The sequence below is a fragment of the Photorhabdus kleinii genome (genome assembly GCF_025384885.1).
Classification (GTDB): domain Bacteria; phylum Pseudomonadota; class Gammaproteobacteria; order Enterobacterales; family Enterobacteriaceae; genus Photorhabdus; species Photorhabdus kayaii.
In genome coordinates, this window is sequence record NZ_JAJAFY010000001.1 from 15,678 (window position 1) to 35,931 (window position 20,254).

At 40.4% G+C, this 20,254-nt stretch carries 19 protein-coding genes; 9 read left to right on the forward strand and 10 right to left on the reverse strand.

Features of this window, described 5'->3' with window-relative positions:
* Positions 1-83: 83 nt before the first annotated feature.
* From phoQ to rluE, 7 genes are all read right to left on the reverse strand, one after another.
* A complete protein-coding gene (gene phoQ / locus LG003_RS00075; RefSeq protein ID WP_262979914.1) occupies positions 84-1,547 on the reverse strand; it encodes a two-component system sensor histidine kinase PhoQ in 1,464 nt (487 codons plus the stop codon).
* 19 nt (positions 1,548-1,566) lie between these two features.
* A complete protein-coding gene (gene phoP / locus LG003_RS00080) occupies positions 1,567-2,235 on the reverse strand; it encodes a two-component system response regulator PhoP (protein ID WP_011147027.1) in 669 nt (222 codons plus the stop codon).
* A 243-nt stretch (positions 2,236-2,478) separates the two neighbouring features.
* Positions 2,479-3,849, reverse strand: coding sequence for an adenylosuccinate lyase (purB, locus tag LG003_RS00085; protein WP_112879560.1), 1,371 nt, complete (start codon positions 3,847-3,849; stop codon positions 2,479-2,481).
* 23 nt (positions 3,850-3,872) lie between these two features.
* Entirely contained in the window at positions 3,873-4,499 is a 627-nt protein-coding gene (gene hflD / locus LG003_RS00090; protein ID WP_112879561.1) for a high frequency lysogenization protein HflD, read from the reverse strand.
* 2 nt (positions 4,500-4,501) lie between these two features.
* On the reverse strand, positions 4,502-5,605 hold the full coding sequence (gene mnmA / locus LG003_RS00095; RefSeq protein WP_262979915.1) for a tRNA 2-thiouridine(34) synthase MnmA: 1,104 nt from the start codon (positions 5,603-5,605) through the stop codon (positions 4,502-4,504).
* 84 nt (positions 5,606-5,689) lie between these two features.
* The gene (locus LG003_RS00100; RefSeq protein ID WP_262979916.1) at positions 5,690-6,139 is read right to left on the reverse strand and encodes an NUDIX hydrolase; all 450 of its coding nucleotides are present in this window, start codon (positions 6,137-6,139) and stop codon (positions 5,690-5,692) included.
* Positions 6,132-6,761: a 23S rRNA pseudouridine(2457) synthase RluE gene (gene rluE / locus LG003_RS00105; protein WP_112877756.1), complete on the reverse strand. Its 630-nt coding sequence runs from the start codon at positions 6,759-6,761 to the stop codon at positions 6,132-6,134. The genes LG003_RS00100 and rluE overlap by 8 nt, the downstream gene beginning before the upstream one ends.
* Before the next feature lie 139 nt (positions 6,762-6,900).
* Between rluE and icd the strand changes: the two genes are divergently transcribed.
* The 4 genes from icd to LG003_RS00125 all read left to right on the forward strand — a co-directional run bounded on the left by icd (position 6,901) and on the right by LG003_RS00125 (position 14,219).
* On the forward strand, positions 6,901-8,154 hold the full coding sequence (gene icd / locus LG003_RS00110) for an NADP-dependent isocitrate dehydrogenase (protein WP_112877755.1): 1,254 nt from the start codon (positions 6,901-6,903) through the stop codon (positions 8,152-8,154).
* Positions 8,155-8,621: 467 nt separating this feature from the next.
* Entirely contained in the window at positions 8,622-9,017 is a 396-nt protein-coding gene (locus tag LG003_RS00115) for a hypothetical protein (RefSeq protein WP_112877754.1), read from the forward strand.
* 2,543 nt (positions 9,018-11,560) lie between these two features.
* Positions 11,561-13,024, forward strand: a complete 1,464-nt coding sequence (locus LG003_RS00120) for an alanine/glycine:cation symporter family protein (RefSeq protein WP_112877753.1) — start codon at positions 11,561-11,563, stop codon at positions 13,022-13,024.
* A 376-nt stretch (positions 13,025-13,400) separates the two neighbouring features.
* The gene (locus tag LG003_RS00125) at positions 13,401-14,219 is read left to right on the forward strand and encodes an N-acetylmuramoyl-L-alanine amidase (RefSeq protein WP_112877768.1); all 819 of its coding nucleotides are present in this window, start codon (positions 13,401-13,403) and stop codon (positions 14,217-14,219) included.
* Between the two features lie 470 nt (positions 14,220-14,689).
* Here the strand turns inward: LG003_RS00125 and LG003_RS00130 are convergent, their stop codons facing one another.
* Positions 14,690-15,118: a DUF805 domain-containing protein gene (locus tag LG003_RS00130; protein WP_112877752.1), complete on the reverse strand. Its 429-nt coding sequence runs from the start codon at positions 15,116-15,118 to the stop codon at positions 14,690-14,692.
* 136 nt (positions 15,119-15,254) lie between these two features.
* Here LG003_RS00130 and LG003_RS00135 point away from each other — a divergent pair, with 136 nt between their 5' ends.
* From LG003_RS00135 to yddG, 3 genes are all read left to right on the forward strand, one after another.
* Positions 15,255-15,404: a hypothetical protein gene (locus LG003_RS00135; RefSeq protein WP_262979917.1), complete on the forward strand. Its 150-nt coding sequence runs from the start codon at positions 15,255-15,257 to the stop codon at positions 15,402-15,404.
* Positions 15,405-15,475: 71 nt separating this feature from the next.
* A complete protein-coding gene (locus LG003_RS00140) occupies positions 15,476-15,970 on the forward strand; it encodes a DUF2165 family protein (protein ID WP_112877751.1) in 495 nt (164 codons plus the stop codon).
* Positions 15,971-15,978: 8 nt separating this feature from the next.
* Positions 15,979-16,884: an aromatic amino acid DMT transporter YddG gene (gene yddG / locus LG003_RS00145; protein WP_315903367.1), complete on the forward strand. Its 906-nt coding sequence runs from the start codon at positions 15,979-15,981 to the stop codon at positions 16,882-16,884.
* Between the two features lie 115 nt (positions 16,885-16,999).
* Here the strand turns inward: yddG and LG003_RS00150 are convergent, their stop codons facing one another.
* Complete coding sequence (locus tag LG003_RS00150; protein WP_262979918.1) at positions 17,000-17,383, reverse strand: helix-turn-helix domain-containing protein; 384 nt, start codon at positions 17,381-17,383, stop codon at positions 17,000-17,002.
* A 316-nt stretch (positions 17,384-17,699) separates the two neighbouring features.
* Here LG003_RS00150 and LG003_RS23595 point away from each other — a divergent pair, with 316 nt between their 5' ends.
* Together LG003_RS23595 and LG003_RS00160 are read left to right on the forward strand one after the other, a co-directional pair.
* On the forward strand, positions 17,700-17,843 hold the full coding sequence (locus tag LG003_RS23595) for a PhoP/PhoQ regulator MgrB (protein WP_112877748.1): 144 nt from the start codon (positions 17,700-17,702) through the stop codon (positions 17,841-17,843).
* A 169-nt stretch (positions 17,844-18,012) separates the two neighbouring features.
* Positions 18,013-19,392: an amino acid permease gene (locus tag LG003_RS00160; protein ID WP_112877747.1), complete on the forward strand. Its 1,380-nt coding sequence runs from the start codon at positions 18,013-18,015 to the stop codon at positions 19,390-19,392.
* Between the two features lie 147 nt (positions 19,393-19,539).
* Here the strand turns inward: LG003_RS00160 and pagP are convergent, their stop codons facing one another.
* Positions 19,540-20,163: a lipid IV(A) palmitoyltransferase PagP gene (gene pagP, locus LG003_RS00165; RefSeq protein ID WP_112877746.1), complete on the reverse strand. Its 624-nt coding sequence runs from the start codon at positions 20,161-20,163 to the stop codon at positions 19,540-19,542.
* Between the last annotated feature and the right edge of the window lie 91 nt (positions 20,164-20,254).

The following is a 20,254-nucleotide window of genomic DNA, read 5'->3' on the forward strand; positions in this document are numbered from 1 at the left end:
AGTGACATCCTGAGTGTGAAGTGAATTTCAAGGTATTATAACGAATAGTTAAACTCAGTATCAGACTACACTGGCATATTTAACTAATCATCGTCATTAATTTGCTGGCATCGGAACATAACGCAAATTCTGGCACCACCAAGTGGACTGTCACTGATACTGATATCGCCTTTATATTGTTCGATAATTTCAGAAGCAATTGACAATCCAAGCCCTTGACCAGGCTTCAAAGTATCAACACGTTGACCTCGCTGGAAAATCATGTCCCATTTTTCAATTGGCACCCCTGGACCATCGTCATCGACAATAATCATTACCGAATCGTGATCAATCGTCACAGAGATCTCAACAAATTTAAGGCAGTACTTACAGGCGTTTTCCAACACATTACCCATGACTTCCATAAAATCATTTTTCTCACCAAGCCAAGTGATCTCCGGTGAGACATCTAACGTGAGACTGACACCTTTACGCTGATAGACTTTTGTTAAAGCGCTGCACAGGCTATCTAGTAAAGCAGGAACAGAAGAGACTTTCCGCATAATAGTGCTGTGTTCACTGCGCATACTGGCACGATGCAGATAATAGCCTATCTGCTGAGAAATACGGCTAATTTGCTCAAGCATGATAGGTTCTGCCTGTTGAATAGTCATTTGTTTGCTGTCACGCAAAGAACGGAGAGTTGATTGTAAAACAGCCAGTGGCGTTTTCAAGCTGTGTGTCAGATCAGCCAGTGTTGTTCGGTATTTTGTATAGCGATTGCGTTCATTATTGAGCAACACATTAAGGTTACGAACTAGCCCCCGCAGCTCTGTCGGTGGATTTTCATCCAGTTTTTCCCGTTCACCTTTTTCTAATGAACTGATCTGATGAATAAGCGATTTAATTGGCCGTAAACTCCAGTGTGCTGCCAGCCAGATTAATGGGATAACCAGAATAAGATTGGCAATCAATACATAACCGAACCATTCCCACACCAGAACCGATTTTTGTAAATCCTGTGGAATGGTATCGATGACTACAATCGTTAACGCTGGCAAATGAGCTGTCGCACTATATCTGTTGACAGAAACGGAGTGAGTTAGCTCATTATCTTCATTTTCGTCAAGTGAATTAAGTTTACCTAATTGTCCTTGTGTGTTAGCCGAGTTTTTTAGCAAATCCCGGCTGCTTTTTAGATCAGTATCCAGTTCATATAAACCGTCTTCTTTTAACCATTCACTAGGAATAGAGTTTTCGACTTTTGGGATATGGTGTTGACGCCAGAGGATGGTACCTTTGTTGTTATAAATCAGAACCAATGATGGGTTATTCAGTGTGAAATTGGGGGGTACTGAAATATCCAGCTGATTGTTATTCCACTGAGCAAGGCTGAAAAATAGATTACTCTGACTGCGTAGCAGTGTATAAGCGGTTTTATCAAAACTGACCAGGTAACCGACAATGGCAACAATACCGTAAGACATGGTAAGAGCAAGAATAACCGCAGCTGTTGCCATTAAAAACCGGGTACGGAGTGAGAAAGGCTGCTTTTTGTGCTTAAGCACTTTTTTACCCATGAAAGTTTTACACATCAAAGCGATAGCCTTGGCCCCGGACAGTCACGATAGCTTCATAAGGCCAAATATCTAATATTTTTTTTCTTAGTCGGCCGATTAAGACATCGATGGAGTGACCTTCGCGTAGTTCAGCATCGGGATATAATTGACGCATTAATGACTCTTTAGTGACAACTTTGTCACTATTACACATCAGTATTTCAATGATTCGGTATTCAAACGCCGTTAGTTTGACGCTCTCCCCGTAAACTGTAAATTCCTTGCGTGACAGATCAATTTTGAAAGGTGGGAATTCAATAATCTGAGAAACCAGCCCATTATTACGGCGTAGGAGTGCCTGCATACGGGCAATAATTTCCTCAAGATGAAAGGGCTTGGTAACATAATCATCTGCTCCTGCATCAAGAACCGTGACTTTTTCTTGCCAGCTTTCGCGGGCGGTCAAAACAAGAATGGGGAGTTTTTCATCTTTTTGGCGCCAGCGACGGATCAAACTCAAACCATCTTCTCCGGGCAAACCAAGATCAACAATGGCAATATCGGGTTCGCTCTCGACCAGATAGTAATCGGCTTCTTTGGCGTTTGCAGCGGCATCAACTAGATGACCGGTGTCGCGAAGCTGTACCGTTAAATGGTGACGCAGTAACATGTTGTCTTCAACGATCAATATCCGCATGGAATAATCCTTCTCAACTCCAGCAGGCAGTTATTGTAATAATCAATTCATTCGGACTGTTATATAGACAAAACTGCCGGTAAAAAATTCAATGTCATGGTTCTGGCTGAATATGTTAGATACATGGATCTGTAACAGCAAGACGTTAAGTGGAAATAGAGAATATAACTTTAAAGTATGTTTGGGATTGGTTTATATAAGAGTAGCAACAGACGGATGTTTTATCCGTCTGTTGAATATCAACTACTTCAATTCATCAACCAGTGTAATTGCACGGCCAATATAATTTGCCGGCGTCATGGCTTTCAGTCGTATTTTCTCTTCTTCCGGTAAATCCAGCCCATCGATAAAGGTTTTCATTCCTTCACTATTGACGCGTTTGCCACGGGTAAGTTCTTTGAGTTTTTCATAAGGCTTTTCGATACCATAGCGACGCATTACTGTCTGGATAGGTTCAGCAAGCACTTCCCAGTTTTGATCTAGCTCATCCAGTAAGTGCTGCTCATTGACTTCCAACTTATTTAAGCCTTTCATCGTAGCTTGATAAGCGATCAGAGCATATCCCAGGCCAACACCAAGGTTACGTAATACGGTTGAATCAGTCAGATCTCGTTGCCAGCGGGAAATCGGTAACTTGCTTGCCAGATGACCAAATACCGCATTTGCCAGCCCCAAATTGCCTTCCGAGTTTTCAAAATCAATTGGATTGACTTTGTGTGGCATAGTGGAAGAACCGATTTCACCGGCAACTGTTTTCTGTTTGAAATGGTTAAGTGCGATGTAACCCCAAATGTCACGGTCAAAATCGATCAGAATCGTGTTGAAACGGGCGATGGTATCGAACAATTCAGCAATATAATCATGGGGTTCGATTTGGGTCGTGTATGGATTCCATGTGATGCCGAGTGAAGTCACAAAAGTTTCACTAAACTGATGCCAATCAACCTGTGGGTAAGCGGCTATATGGGCATTATAGTTACCCACGGCGCCATTAATTTTGCCGAGTATTTCGGATTGTTCCAGTTGACGATACTGGCGTTCCATTCGGTGAGCAACATTGGCAAACTCTTTACCAACCGTGGAAGGTGTGGCTGGTTGGCCGTGAGTGCGAGATAACAGGGGTAAGTCTCGATATTCACTCGCCATTTTTTTGATGGTATCAATCATCTGGCGCCATTGAGGTAAAAGTACTTCTTCACGGGCTGTTTGTAGCATCAGCGCATAAGCTAGATTGTTAATATCTTCAGAAGTACAGGCAAAGTGAATAAACTCAGAAACTTGATGTAGTGCAGGAATATGCGCAACTTTCTCTTTCAGAAAATATTCCACTGCTTTGACATCGTGGTTAGTGGTGCGTTCGATAGTTTTAATACGCATTGCATCCTGTTCATTGAAATTTGCGATGATTTCATTCAGGTAAGCGTTTGCGTCTGTATCAAAAGCGGGAACTTCTTTAATTTCAGCACATTCTGCCAGTTTTTGCAGCCAACGTACTTCAACCTGCACGCGGAATTTCAGTAAGCCAAACTCACTAAAAATGGTACGTAATGCGCTGACTTTATCGCCGTAACGGCCATCGATTGGAGAAACAGCAGTCAGTGAGGATAATTCCATTGGTAGCAACTCCCGGATTTTATTTAACAATGAGAAAGAATATCTTTCGCCTGTTGGATCAGGCGTTGACGAGAAAACATTAATTGCAAGCGACCGCCGCCAACTTGTTGCCATAAGACCGCGCAACGGACGCCAGCCAGTAGAATAGTCCGGACTTTCGCTTGTACAAGTGGATTGCGCAGAATATCAGGGGAACCAGTCACTTGGATACGTGGACCTAATGGGCTGATAACATCGACATAAATACCGGCCAACGCGTTGAACATCCCTTCTGACATGGGTTCGAAATATGCCTGTTGACGTTCTAGTAAACTGATACGGTTACCCAATGCATCGGAAGCTGCCTGATTTTTAATTAGCCGGCGCTCCAATGCTATCAGACTCAAGATATAGCGGGTAAGATCGGCAGAAATACCATTGTTAGAACTATTAAACATCCCTAGCATTGCGTTCAGCCCAATTTTCAGATTGCGTTCATGATTGCCGAACACATCTAAAACAGATGCCGGGTTGGTGTTTAAAATGCTGTTAACCATAGTGGCAACAGCATCAGTATCACACTGGTTTTCATGAGAAAGTTGTTGTACCAAGCGACTTGACTGGCAAATTCCCGCCAGCGCTAGTGTAATGTTGTAATAATTCTTTGCCACAATTACTCCTGCAAACGTTGTTCGATCACTCCACCGCCAAGACAAACTTCACCCTGATAAAAGACGGCTGATTGGCCGGGGGTGACTGCGGCGACAGGGTTAGCAAAACGGACTGCTATTTTATCTTCGTTTATGGGGGTGACAGTGCAAGGAATATCTTGCTGACGATAACGTGTTTTGACGACGCAATGGATTTCTTCAGTTAATGTCTGTCTGTCAACCCAGTGAAGTTGCTGAGCAATAAGGCCGGTAGACATTAAACGGGGGTGTTCATGCCCTTGTGCCACGATCAGGATGTTGTTCTGAACGTCTTTATCTATGACATACCACGGCTCTTCGCTGCCTTCTTTCGTTCCACCGATTCCCAGACCTTTACGTTGACCCAGCGTGTGGTACATCAGCCCCTGATGTTCACCAAGGGATTCTCCATCTACTGTCATAATCGGGCCAGGTTTGGCTGGTAAATAACGGCCAAGGAAGTCACGGAATTTGCGCTCGCCAATAAAACAGATACCGGTGGAATCTTTTTTCTTTGCCGTCACCAGACCAATTTTTTCAGCGATACGACGGACCTCCGGTTTTTCCAGTTCACCGACCGGAAATAGGCTTTGAGCAATTTGCTGGTGGCTCAACGTGTATAAGAAGTAGCTTTGGTCTTTATTACTATCCAGCCCCCGTAATAATTGGCTTTTACCGTTAATATCTCTGCGGCGAACATAATGACCTGTTGCGATGTAATCCGCGCCTAAATCCTCAGCAGCAAATTCCAGAAATGCTTTAAACTTAATTTCTTTGTTGCATAGAATATCTGGGTTAGGTGTTCTGCCTGCTCTATATTCAGAGAGAAAATGTTCGAAAACATTATCCCAATATTCGGCAGCAAAATTGACGGTATGAAGTTCGATGCCTAAATTATCACAAACGGATTGGGCATCAGCCAGATCAGTCGTGGCTGAACAGTACTCTTCATCATCATCTTCTTCCCAATTCTTCATGAACAAGCCAGCCACTTGATAACCTTGCTGTTGTAGCAAATAGGCGGAAACGGAGGAATCTACACCGCCGGACATGCCGACAATGACTTTTTTCTGGCTGTTATCTGACATGGGAATCTCACTGGAGAAAAAAACAAGCGCCGTACTTTAACACGTTGCAAATCGGGGTGCATCAAACGTATCACTGTTTTGTTATTAAATAAACGGAGAAACATAACTATCCAGTAGGGTGAGAGGATGCTTTTCGTTTTGCAGGTAACAGCGAATACTTTCTGCGACGAGTGGAGAACGAAGATAATGGCTACTGAATATTTGCTCTGCTGTAACCCAATGGCAACAGTCAATATCATGGTCTTGTGGATGGGTTACTGTTTGTTGTTCCATTTCAACTAGAAACAGAAAACGGATAAAGGAGGTGCCGTCTGGTGCAACCCACTGATGAACTTTCAGCAGTGCTTGCGGCTTAGCCTGAATACCGGTTTCTTCCCATAATTCGCGTTCCGCCGCTTGTAACAATGTTTCACCAGCCTCAAGATGACCAGCGGGTTGATTCCATACTGCTTTGCCATTAATTGTCTCTTCAACTACCAGGAATTTATTCTGGGCATGGACAACACAGGCAACTGTGATGTGGGGGCTAAACAAAATTGATCTCCTTCCATTCACCGGGTTTCATCTTGCCTAATTGTAAGTTTCCCATACTAGAACGAATCAGCCGAAGTGTAGGAAAACCGATATGTGCTGTCATTCTGCGCACTTGACGATTTCGGCCTTCATAAAGTGTTATTTTTAACCAGCTTACCGGAATATTTTTACGTTCACGAATCGGTGGATGGCGATTCCAGAGCCATGTCGGTTCATGAACTAACTCGACACCTGCGGGTAGGGTAGGCCCATCTTTTAATATGATGCCATTGCGTAACTTATTGAGAGAGATTTCATCTGGAACGCCTTCAACTTGCACATAATAAACTTTGGCTGTTTTTTTATTCGGTTGGGTTAGCTGTGCTTGAAGTTTACCGTCATTCGTCAGAATTAATAATCCTTCACTGTCACGATCTAAACGCCCGGCAGCATACACATTAGGGAACGGGATAAAATCTTTTAACGTTGTTCTGCCCATTTCATCAGTGAATTGGGGTAAAACATCATAGGGTTTGTTAAATATCAACACTCGACGAGGTACTGTTGGTTTTTTGACAGAATGCGATATTTTTCTTTGGCTGAATCGGTTAAGTTTGTGTTTTTTAATAGCGAAATTTGTCATCATAGATCACTGAATAAAATGGAAGGGGTATTATACATTAGTCTGCTATCAATTGGCGTTCGCAGAATATTCAAGTAGTATTGACACGTCCCTTACAAAAAATTAACAAGGTATTACGCTTACTTGAAAGGAGAGGTTAATGGAAAGCAAAGTAGTTATTCCGGCGGAAGGTAAAAAAATAACAGTCGACGCTAAAGGTAAACTGATTGTTCCGAATAACCCGGTCATCCCTTATATCGAAGGGGATGGGATTGGTGTCGATGTTACCCCTGCAATGTTGAAAGTTGTTGATGCAGCGGTTCAGAAAGCTTATCAGGGTGAGCGTAAAATTTCCTGGATGGAAATCTACACCGGTGAAAAATCGACTCATGTATACGGTAAAGATGTTTGGTTGCCGGATGAAACGTTGGATCTGATCCGTGAATATCGCGTCGCCATTAAAGGTCCTCTGACGACGCCGGTTGGTGGCGGTATTCGTTCTCTGAACGTAGCATTGCGCCAGCAATTAGATCTGTATGTTTGCCTTCGTCCTATTCGTTATTACCAGGGAACGCCAAGCCCGGTCAAACAACCTGAATTGACCGATATGGTTATTTTCCGTGAAAACGCGGAAGATATTTACGCTGGTATTGAATGGAAAGCGGGGTCTGCCGAAGCGGATAAAGTGATTAAATTCCTGCAAGAAGAGATGGGCGTCAATAAAATCCGTTTCCCACAGCAATGTGGTATCGGTGTGAAACCCTGTTCTGAAGAGGGTACTAAACGCTTAGTTCGTGCTGCCATCGAATACGCAATTGATAATGACCGTGAATCTGTCACTCTGGTTCACAAAGGCAACATTATGAAGTTCACCGAAGGTGCTTTCAAAGACTGGGGTTATCAGCTTGCTCGTGAAGAGTTCGGCGGTGAACTGTTGGATGGCGGTCCTTGGGTGAAAATTAAAAATCCGAAAAACGGTAAAGAGATCATTGTCAAAGATGTTATCGCAGATGCGTTTCTACAACAGATTCTGTTGCGCCCTGCCGAATATGATGTTATCGCCTGTATGAACCTGAATGGTGACTATATTTCTGATGCACTAGCTGCTCAGGTTGGTGGTATTGGTATCGCTCCGGGAGCAAACATCGGTGATGAATGTGCTCTGTTTGAAGCAACTCATGGTACAGCACCTAAATATGCCGGTCAGGATAAGGTGAATCCAGGTTCTGTGATTCTTTCCGCTGAAATGATGCTGCGTCACATGGGGTGGACAGAAGCCGCAGATCTGATCGTTAAAGGTATGGAAGGCGCGATTGCCGCGAAGACCGTGACTTATGATTTCGAACGTCTGATGGAAGGTGCTAAGTTGCTGAAATGTAGCGAATTTGGTGACGCGATTATCCAGCATATGTAATCTTATCATCTTGCAAAAACTTCACGGTAGCTAATGCTTCCGTGAGGTTTTCTAACTGCTATAGAGGGTCACTTCACTACGGAGCTTTCTGTATAACTGCCATAAAGGCAATTTTATGTATTTTTTTTCCTAAATAGAGCTTTAGCTGGTTTTTTTATCCTATTTTCAGGTGGTTATCTGTCGTTTTTACCTTTTTATGCTTTATAGCCTTAATTGGAAAATCTCAAGTACTTAAAGGTATATACCCAATGGATTTCAAGATGGATCGCGACGGCAAGGGAGCGAATCCCCGGGAGCATAGGTAACTATGTGACCGGGGTGAGTGAGTGCAGCCAACAAAGAGGCAACTTGAAAGATGACGGGTATATATTGTTGTTTTATTAAGCGTAAAATTTTGCAAGTCATGTATGGCAGAGTGTATACTGAGGTTAATATTCGTTCTGTCTGATAGGGAGAGGGGGTAAAAGATGAGTAGCTCAGATGATAAAAAAATAGAGTTTAGTACGAGTGATGTACTGAATGCTCTCTTACATCGCGGGCAGAATATGCAACATCTTGCAACTCAGGAAAGTGTGGATAATCTGCGCCGTGAGACCGAGGTTAACTTTGCATCACTTGATAAACGCTTTGAATCTATTGATAAACGCTTTGAATCTATTGATAAGCGATTCGAATTAATAGATAGACGCTTCGAATCTATTGATAAACGTTTTGATGTTATGGATAAGCGTTTTGAATCCATAGATAAGCGTTTTGATAAACTTGAAGGTAAATTTGATCGACTTCAATGGTTTATTGTTGCTGCGGCGCTGGCGTTGCTATTCAAAGAATATATTTTTAAGGCGGTGGCTGTTATCCAGTAACTTGCAACCTCTTGCAAGCAAGTTACTGCTAACTCATTCTTCTATCCATTATTTCCTCCCTTTTTCATTGCCTTTTGCTACGGTGTTTTCCAGCTCATACTGAAATGGTCTGAGCTATGCTGAATTCCTTTGCTCGGATGATCAACTTTTGGGGCAGTGCAGAACCGCGCGAAAGCTCGTTTAAAGCTTGAATATAAGGCAGCGTGGAGGCATATCATGGATCCGTATTGGATCCTACTTCTCATTGGCTAAATGCTGCTCGTGCTAGTTCTCATCGAGTGCAATTCGCAATCTTCTAAATTTGTAGAGAATTGCGAACTTATGGCAAATATTTGGCCATTTTTTTCCAATAATCCGATGAGAGTTTTCATGCCAACCAAAGTAGGAGACTTAAGATTTCTATCTTGAGAAGGAGTTGGATGATTAGCTTGGTTTGATGAACGATAAGTAGATATGAGAAGTTAAAACTGGATAGTTAATTTAATAGCGTGTAAAAATCTTTATTATTGGTGTATTTAGGCAAAACCGCTAACGGGAGTTTGTTCTCCCGCTGGTTTTATAACTGTAAATAAAGTACTTACTGTATAATATTTGAAATATTATTATTTAGTTATTGTTTTTCCTTATTAAGAATTTTTTCATATTCCTCCCAAACGACAGATAATGGTGAACTTAAACAACAAATGGATATTGAACCTCCTGATGGAGGGTGATATTCATATTTAGATCTCCCACGATAGACTCTTATAGGTAAATTGTTATCAGTGGGATTCTTCCTTTTTCTTCTTAACATCATTCATAACCTCAACGTATATTGTTTAAATTATGCATTTAGAATAAAAGTGAGATATTTATACAATATTAACTTCATAAACATATTTTTTTTGTAAAAGATAACAAATGAAAATATTAGCAGTAGATAATAAAAGATCCAGTTTTATGTTGCATATGAGAGAAGTTTTTTCATATTTTTCACAATATAGTTTTAATATGAAATAATATTTTAATGGAATTAAAACATAATGTTAATATAATGTAAAGTAAAAGTTGGTTTTAACTATGTATAGTTGGGTTAAGCCTGTTGTTTTTATAGTCTAATGAGATGGCGATTTATCATGTAACTGTGTTGAGAGGATTTTGATGTTTATACCCGTTATCTTTCAAGTTGCTTCTTTGTTGGCTGCACTCGCTCACCCCGGTCACATAGTTCGCTATGCTCCCGGGGATTTACTTCCTTGCCGTCGCGATGCATCTTGAAATCCATAGGATATATAGGTATTCAATGAGTTATTGTAACAAAATGATAGGCGTGATTTGGGTTAAACTGTCTCTAACTGACCATCACGGTAAATTGTCAAAGTTAAGCCTTGCGTTTTTGTGATTTATCCAAGACATCTGTGCTTGTAGTATCCGGTCTTAGGGAAATTTAAAGTGGTAATATCATTGTAATGATTTTAGTTTGCAGTGTACCCGATTTTACTTAGAATTCTGTTGCTCATTCAGCAAATTTTCTACAAATTTTGTTAAAGGTTTGGCCTATCTGGCAGGTAATCAAAGTACTGCTCGATCTTTTATAAAAAAGGATCTTATTATCTCGGTTTTATTGTTGTTTTATTTTAATCCGCTTGTGGAAATATTAGACAATCATCTTATAGAGAATAAAATAATGAGAACGATTAGATATATATTTGAATATATTCAGAGAATAGATAAATAAGTAGAAATGTATTCGTTATAATAAAATAAAGAAGTAGTGAACATTCGTTAAAAACTTTTAATGTTAATGATAACTTAACACAAATAGCTAAGAGAAAAATATCATTTGTTCTTGTGACTGAGGAAGCCTACAGATAAATGTCAGATATAGGTTGAGATGTTTATTCGTTTTTTGCATGTTATGTTATTTATTGGGATGATATTTTCTACATTGAGTATACGTGTTGGTATTTCATTGTGATCCGATAAGAGAGTTTTTTTATCTTTTTGATTTTTAATGTTTTATGTGATAAATGTCACTATGCGAAATTTTCTAAATTAATGAGGTTTTTTTTGTTAAAGCTGATAATCTGCTCACAAAATTAATCACAATATCTTATTTTTGAATTTTTTTTCTTGATATTAATGGGTTGTTGATTTAATTAACAAGCGGTTCATTGGTAGAACTTCTTTTACTTGTGTGAGGGCTAGAGTAACGGGTTTCATATATGCAGTTGTTGTGAATCACTGATAGGAGGCATAGCCAAAAGTGTATGAAGTGACTGACGGGCAATAGTCGATTGAATGACATATCTATTAACTATCAGTCAAAAACAGTACACCAAACATTCATTTAATCTGATGGATAATGTAAAAAGGTCAGTAAACATTACACATTAATTTCAAACTTGTGTTACATTCATAGCGTTTTTCTGACCAGTATCTCTGTGTTTTTTTATACAGCATTGTGTTACTTGTTAATTATAAAGGCATATTAAGCGCAATGAATTCTGCCGGATACGATTTTATGGTCAGACTGGGTTTACTAATTTAAGGGGAAAAATATCTTGACGGAACTAATTAGCTTTTTTAACAGTATCCTTTGGGGCTCCGTATTGATTTATCTTCTTCTTGGGGCTGGTATTTACTTCACTATACGCACAGGTTTTATACAGATTCGTCATTTTGGGCACATGTTTTCAGTATTGAAAAACAGTAAAAAATCTGACAGTGCGGGTATTTCATCATTCCAGGCTCTGTGTACCAGCTTAGCTGCACGGGTTGGTACCGGTAACCTTACTGGTGTGGCAATCGCCTTAACGGCTGGTGGGCCTGGTGCCATTTTTTGGATGTGGATGGTTGCTCTGATTGGAATGGCAACCTCTTTTATTGAGAGTACACTTGCCCAGCTGTACAAGACAAAAGACGATAAGGGGAATTACCGCGGTGGTCCGGCCTACTATATGGAAAAGGGGCTTGGAGTACGCTGGATGGGCGTTATGTTCTCCATATTTCTTATTATTGCTTTTGGTCTGGTATTTAATGCTGTTCAGGCAAATTCCATTGTTCAGGCTGCTGCTTTTGCATTTAATTTTGATCCTTTGTATGTCGGCATCGGTTTGGTGATTCTTAGCGGGGCCATTATTTTTGGTGGCTTGCGCTCTATTGCTCGGGTTGCAGAATTAGTTGTCCCTTTTATGGCGATAGCTTATCTGATTTTGGCGTTCTGGGTCGTCGGGCATAACTTTGAACGAATGCCGGAAGTGTTTGCATTGATTTTCAAAAGCGCATTCGGTTTGCAGGAAGCAGTTGCAGGAACCGTTGGTTATGGTGTTGCTCAGGCGATGACACAAGGTGTTCAACGCGGGTTGTTTTCAAATGAAGCCGGGATGGGGTCAGCACCCAATGCTGCTGCTTCTGCTTCTCCATATCCTCCTCATCCAGCATCTCAGGGTTATGTGCAAATGCTGGGTGTTTTTATGGATACTCTGGTTATCTGTAGCGCTACTGCTGTTATCATCCTGTCATCGGGTGTGCTTGATGGCAATATTTCAGGAATAAGTGGAATAGAATTGACTCAGCGGGCATTGTCTTCCGCTGTCGGTGATTGGGGATCTGAATTTATTGCACTGGCTATCTTCTTTTTCGCATTCACATCAATCATTGCGAATTATGCTTATGCTGAAAGCAATATCGTATTCCTTGAACGTAATCATACTGCGGGCTTGATGATCTTACGTCTGGCGGCGTTGGGTATGGTAATGTTTGGTGCGTTGGCTGAATTGCCTTTAGTTTGGAAAATGGCTGATTTGTCTATGGCATTGATGGCAATTACCAATCTGACCGCTATCTTGTTGCTTTCTGGCGTCGCATTTAAACTCGCAAAAGATTACAACCAACAGAGACGTGTCGGTAAGTTACCGACATTTGATATTAATCAGTATCCTGAAATTCAGAAAAAGGTCGAAGTCGGTATTTGGGAAGAAACGGCAAATCTTGCTAAATCGAACCAAGCGGCTGGTCACAAGTGAAATGCTAGAACAAAGTATATACCCTATGGATTTCAAGATGGATCGCGACGGCAAGGGAGAGAATCCCCGGGAGCATAGGTAACTATGTGACCGGGGTGAGCGAGTGCAGCCAACAAAGAGGCAACTTGAAAGATGACGGGTATAGTTAGTACTATTTAACAACATAGCGGCTAATAGCCTTTCACGTTTCATTTGTTATTTTTGCCTTATTTCCATCTAAGTTATGGGAATAAGGCATCTTCATTTGTGCTTTATGTCAAGAACAAAACCGATAGTTTTATGAAAAAATCATGTAAAATATAAATTTTATTTTGTATTCATTTGATTTCTTTGTGTTATTATATTGCTTTCAATTAATAGGTGGGACAGGGAAATGATGAAGAAGATCATATTGGTTGGCTTATTTATGCTATTGGCGGGGTGTTCCAACCTGGAAGATCGGGGCGCTTATAAAGTTGATAGCTCTTTTCCTTCGCAAGGTCAAAATGACAGAGTAAGGTTTTTGGTGTTCCACTATACCGCTGTTGATGATAAAGATTCTTTACGTATACTCACTCAGGGTGGTGTTAGTGCTCATTATTTGATCCCATCGTTACCGAATTATGTGAGAGGAAAGCCTGTTATTCTACAACTGGTTCCTGAAGATAAGAGGGCATGGCATGCTGGTGTTAGTGGATGGAATGGTCGGAAAGACTTGAATGACACTTCGATTGGCATTGAAATTGTTAATAAAGGATTTACGGAAATGCTACTTGAGAAAGAGTGGTATCCGTTTAATGAGCAACAGATCGATCTATTAACGCGTTTGGCGAAAGATATTATTCAACGCTATGGCATTGAACCTATTAATGTCGTTGGTCACAGTGATATTGCACCTTTGAGAAAATATGATCCAGGCAAACTTTTCCCTTGGAAGAATTTGGCAGAGCAAGGTATTGGTGCATGGCCTGAAGATGCAACCGTTGAAAAATATATGGCTGGCAGAAAATGGCATGATGGTGCTTCTGTTGAGTTAATCCAGAAGACATTGGCTAAATATGGCTACACCATTCCACAAACGGGTGTGCTTGATGAAGATACCCGTAAGACCATCAGTGCATTCCAGATGCATTTCAGGCCAGATGACATCAGTGGTAATCCTGATGCACAAACTGAATCAATAGCTCTGGCTCTGGTTGAGAAATATAAAAAATAGTTTTCACTATCTTGTGAGATCGTGCCATAGAAAGAACTTTATTGGAGTGACTTTTATGGCATGGTTTTTCTCATAAACTCTATAAATTTTCATGATCTATTCTTCGAACTTTTCTTCACTTTGTTTTAACTGTAGTAACAGCCTTACCTCGGCAGTTGTTGATCATATCTTTCCAACTGTTGCTATTTTAACGCACGATTGCTTTCGATATATACCCAATGGATTTCAAGATGCATCGCGACGGCAAAGGAGTGAATCCCCGGGAGATGTTACCGGGATGAGCGAGTGCAGCCAACATGAAAGATAACGGGTATAGTAGATTGTGGTGAGAAATAGCAATAGAAGTAAGGTGATGGCTAAGTAATAAAATATCCAATGTATATAAATAATCGTCGCTTTATTTTATAATGACTATTACTATTTTAAGTAATAGTCAGATTAAATGAAATTTTTGCGATATGGAGAAAATATTACTCTTTATTATGATTTTTTCCTCCTGGCAGAATAAATGCAAGAATAATCCCAATTAGGCTGATAAAGGGTGAATACATTATTATTTTGTCGGGAAAATAGTTTGGTAACACACTGCACAGGTAAATAAAAATAGAGATTAGCCAGCCATATAACCCCACGTCATTGAATCTGTAAGCTGTTTTTATGATTAAATAGTAAACCGTAGCGAAGGAGCACATTGCCCATAGGCCAATAGAGATCATATACAACCACACTGATAACTCATATTTCATGTGGGTGGCATAATTGTTTTCTGCTAGGTAACCAGAGAGAAAGATTAATATTCCGAAAATAATCGCTATTTTAATAAAACTAATAATATAATCTTTTCTACTCAATTTTTGGCTGAAATAGCTTTTTATTGAACCAGCTAGAGAATCGTTCATAAATAATAGTCAGGTAAATAATAATGGATCAGATAATAACTGATCTAATGATAGTATGAACAGAAAAATATCAGTCAGATTTTAGATGAAAATATTTTAAACGTAATTCTATGATTAAATATGTGGAAATAGGGTGATGATTGTTAGATTATATGATATAGCCGTTATCTTTCAAGTTGCCTCTTTGTTGGCTGCACTCACTTATCCCGGTCACTCCGGTCACTCCGGTCACATAGTTATCTATGCTCCCGGGGATTCGCTCCCTTGCCGTCGCGATGCACCTTGAAATCCATAGGGTATAGTTTGTGTTCTTTATGATCTTTTCGGCGCTAAAACCATTCTTTGAGGACTTGACAAATGATTATTCGCTTATCTAAGACTTTGATGATTTTTGCAATAGCTTTGTTTGCGACATTAGCGGCTTTTGGCAATATCACAGACTATGCGACTAATTTCGCATTTGTACAGCACGTATTTATGATGGATACCATTTTCCCAGATACGACTATTACCTATCGTGCAATTCATTCACCAGTGCTACATCACATTGGCTATATTATGATTATTTCTTTAGAAAGTTTAATGGCAGTGTTATGTTGGATTGGCGGTATCTATTTACTGGCGAATTTAAAATCTAATGCTGCCATTTTTAATAAAAAGAAAGCTGTTGCAATAGCGGGTCTGACCTTGGGATTCTTGACTTGGCAGGTGGCATTTATGTCAATTGGTGGTGAATGGTTTGGGATGTGGATGTCTAAACAGTGGAATGGTGTATCTAGTGCTTTCCATTTTTTTATCACTATCATTCTGGTACTGATTTATTTGATTCAGTATGACAGAGAACTAGAATAAGAATAAATATGGGGATAGATGTGAAAGCAAGGATAGAACAACACAAAGCGACCCTGTACGGAATATTGGCGATTGTATTGTGGAGTACAATCGTTGGGTTGATAAGAAGTGTGAGTGAAGATTTTGGGCCTGTAGGTGGCGCAGCGCTGATTTATACAGTTGGATCGATTTTTCTGATTCTGCTAATCGGCTTCCCAAAAATTAGCGCCTTTCCCAGAATCTATTTGTGGCTTGGGAGTCTATTGTTTGTCAGTTATGAAATCTGTTTATCGCTTGCATTAGGTTTTGCCAATAATCGTGCTCAAGCAATTGAATTGGGTATGGTTAACTACCTGTGGCCAGGTTTTACTGTTTTACTTGCCGTGATTATTAATAAGCAGAATGTGAACTGGTGGTTATATCCTAGTTTATTATTGTCTATTCTGGGGATCGGTTGGGTGATGAGTGGTAATAATGGCTGGTCACTCAGACAGATGGTAGGAAATATCCAGAGCAATCCATTAAGTTATGGTTTGGCTTTTGCGGGGGCAATTATTTGGGCGGTGTATTGTAACATTACAAAAATAATGGCGGCAGGTAAGAATGGCATGTCGTTGTTTTTTATCCTGACGGCTTTCGCATTATGGGTGCAATATTTCTTCACATCACCTCCTGAAATGGCGATAAGTCTGCGTAGTGTCAGCATATTATTGTTTGCTGGCGCGGTTATGGGGGTGGCGAATGCCGCCTGGACCTTTGCGATCATCAGAGGACATGTTGCATTATTGGCTACACTATCTTATTTCACGCCGATTATATCGACGGCTTTTTCATCATTGCTTCTTAGCACCGCACTCTCTTTTTCATTCTGGCAAGGGGTGCTAATGGTTACCATAGGATCAATTATCTGTTGGTTAGCGACTAAAGCCAGATGATACCTGTTAAGTGAAGGTATCAAGGATGAGTGTGAGATGGCGTCCTTTGTGGCAACGCCATCGTTGTTTATTCCTAAATATTTGAGGGGGCATTTAAGGTTCTCTGGTTACCGTGTCACGAACAGTTAGTCGTGAAATGAAGAGGTAATTTAATTTCGAGCTCAATCTCTGGATTCTGCCGGAAATCATAGGGAGTTATGCCATACTCTTTGCGGAACATATAAGTGAAATGAGACTGAGAGCCAAAGCCGAAATCTAAGGCGATATCAAAAATAGGCAAAGCGCTGTTTCTTAAAAGATGAACAGCGCCGGCCAGGCGTCGCTGGCGGATATATTTACCAAGAGAAATTCCGGTGACTTCCTTGAATATTTTCTGCATGTGCCAAAGCGAGTAACCGGAGTAAGTTGCCAGTTCTTCCAGATGGATTACCCGGCCAAGGTGATTCTCAATCCATTTGCTGAGAGCACATACAAGTGCTAAGTGATTATCCTGTGGCATTAACAATTTTGTTCTGGTTGAAAGTGAAAGGAAGTATACACAACTTTTTCTAAAGATGACAAAGCCTTGACATAACGATTTAAATTGTAACTGAATGTGACAATTGATTTTTTTGTTATAATGAATAGAATCCACATGGTTAGTATTTGTTTAAATGCGTTCTGATTACATTGTTAGCATGCATACTGTTGCCGGTTCGATTTTTTCACAATGAAAGCACAGGATGAATATTTTTCTTGTTTCATTGTTGTAAAATATCATTTTTCAACTTTATTCTTAACGTATTGCGTTCTGACCGAACTTGAAGGAAATAGAATTGGACATAAAAAAAACCATTGCAATCTTAGTATTACTTGGAATATGTCTGTTCTTGTACCTGTTAGCTTTGGATAGCTATTGTGATCAGGGGGAACAGTTTGATTCAGGTATTTGTTCTGTGACTCGATATCTGCCTTTCTGATTAGTTGTTGATACTCATCAGCCATTTTCCCATCATATATCTGTGCTAACATATGTCTTCGATATCCACCCTTTAAAGCTAGTGTTTTGTTTGCTTTGAATAAAGCAGATAAGGGGAAGCGGTTGTTTTCCCACTAATAACAAGATAGAAGTTGTATCAAGAGGACAAGATGGCAGGACAATCGCAGCGGTCAACACTTAAACGCGGTTTAAAAAACCGGCATATTCAACTTATTGCTTTGGGGGGGTCTGTCGGGACTGGGTTGTTTCTCGGTATTGCACAAACTATAAAAATGGCAGGTCCCTCCGTAATTTTAGGATACGCTATCGCAGGCTTTATTGCATTTCTGATTATGCGTCAGCTAGGAGAGATGGTAGTCGAGGAGCCAGTAGCGGGGTCGTTTAGTCATTTTGCGTATAAATATTGGGGCGATTTTCCCGGGTTTTTATCAGGCTGGAATTATTGGGCGATGTTTACTCTGGTCGGAATGGCTGAATTAACGGCTGTGGGAATGTACATCCACTATTGGTGGCCTGATATTCCAACCTGGGTTTCTGCAACCGTCTTCTTTGTTTTAATCAATACGGTAAATTTAATTAATGTCCGGTTATATGGTGAAACAGAATTTTGGTTTTCCATCATTAAAGTGACCGCAATTATCTGTATGATTGTTTTTGGTTCTTACCTGTTAGTCAGCGGAAATGGCGGGCCTCAGGCCAGCATTACTAACCTTTGGCAGCATGGTGGCTTTATGCCTAATGGGATCTTCAGCCTTATTATGGCAATGGCTGTAATCATGTTCTCTTTTGGTGGATTGGAACTGGTGGGTATTACCGCAGCAGAAGCGGAAAATCCACGTATCAGCATTCCTAAGGCCACCAATCAGGTGGTATACAGAATATTGATTTTCTATATTGGTTCTCTGACTGTGTTATTGTCGCTTTATCCGTGGGGCAATGTCGTTGAAGGTGAAAGCCCATTTGTTATGATTTTTCATAACCTGGATAGTTTCTGGGTGGCTAACATTCTGAATATTGTTGTCCTAACAGCCGCATTGTCCGTTTATAACAGCGGTGTGTATTGCAACAGTCGGATGCTGTATGGTTTAGCAAAACAAGGCAATGCTCCTGGAATGTTGACAAAAGTTAATGAAAGTGGTGTTCCTATCAGAGCCATTGTCATGTCTGCTTTGGCAACATCCATTGGCGTATTGATTAATTATGTGATGCCGGGCAAAGCATTTGAGTTATTAATGGCGTTAGTGGTAACAACGTTGGTGATTAATTGGGTCATGATCTGTATGGCGCATTTAAAATTCCGGGCAGAAAAAGTTAAACAGGGGATAGAGCCGTCATTTAAGGCGTTTTGGTATCCATTTGGTAATTATCTGTGTCTGGTTTTCCTTGCTTTTATACTTGTCATTATTTTGATGATGGATAGCATCCGTATTTCAGTTATCTTGATGCCATTCTGGGTGGGGGTGTTATGGATCGGGTTTTTAATGTCCCATTCTCGCCGTAATAAAATGAAAACAGAGGATCAGGGATAATATCTATACCCTATGGATTTCAAGATGCATCGCGACGGCAAGGGAGTGCAGCCAACAAAGAGGCAACTTGAAAGATAACGGGTATACTTGGATTATCACTATAAAAATACCAGGCTGATGTCACGCAGCCTGGTATTTTTTATCCGGTTACCACTGCCAACGTAACCAGGCGAAGAGTACATTACCGTTGTTATATGTGCCGGGAATATACGTTCCTTGAAACGATAACCGATCATATTCTATGGAGAATAACGGTAATGGGAGTGGAATAGGGACATAATAATAATCATGACGAGCTGTAACGCTCAGAGTGAAACCAATTCCCATTCGGAAACCATCTAAATCACCGGGTATCCACATCTTCTGAAATCCATAGCCAACGATGGGTTCCAAACGGTTATGAGAATCCATAAAAGCCATTGCATAAAGGGAATGCCAATCGTTGTCTTCGTCGTAACGATATTTACCATAGCCGAAACCCCAGGGCCGCTCATTATATTTATCGGTTTTCTCTTTATCGTAGGTATGTCTGTTATGCCAAGTAATTACCGGCAGATAAAGTTCATTGTTGGGTGCATCCCAGGTGAGAGCGACATTATTGTTGAATTTTTCCCATAAACTGCTCGAATTGTTGCCATAACTGATCGGAGTGTGAGATTCAGTGGTTGCTAATGATTTGTTAGCAGTATCTGCCGTTGTTGCAAACACTGTCCCTGATGAGACTAAAAGAGTGGCTGATAGGGTACAGGCTGCGGTTAAATCAAATTTCATTATTTATTGCTCCAATTTCCCGACAACATAAATTGGGAAGATCCTTTGTATCACGTAAAATATGACAAACGTCTAAATTCAGGAATTCTAC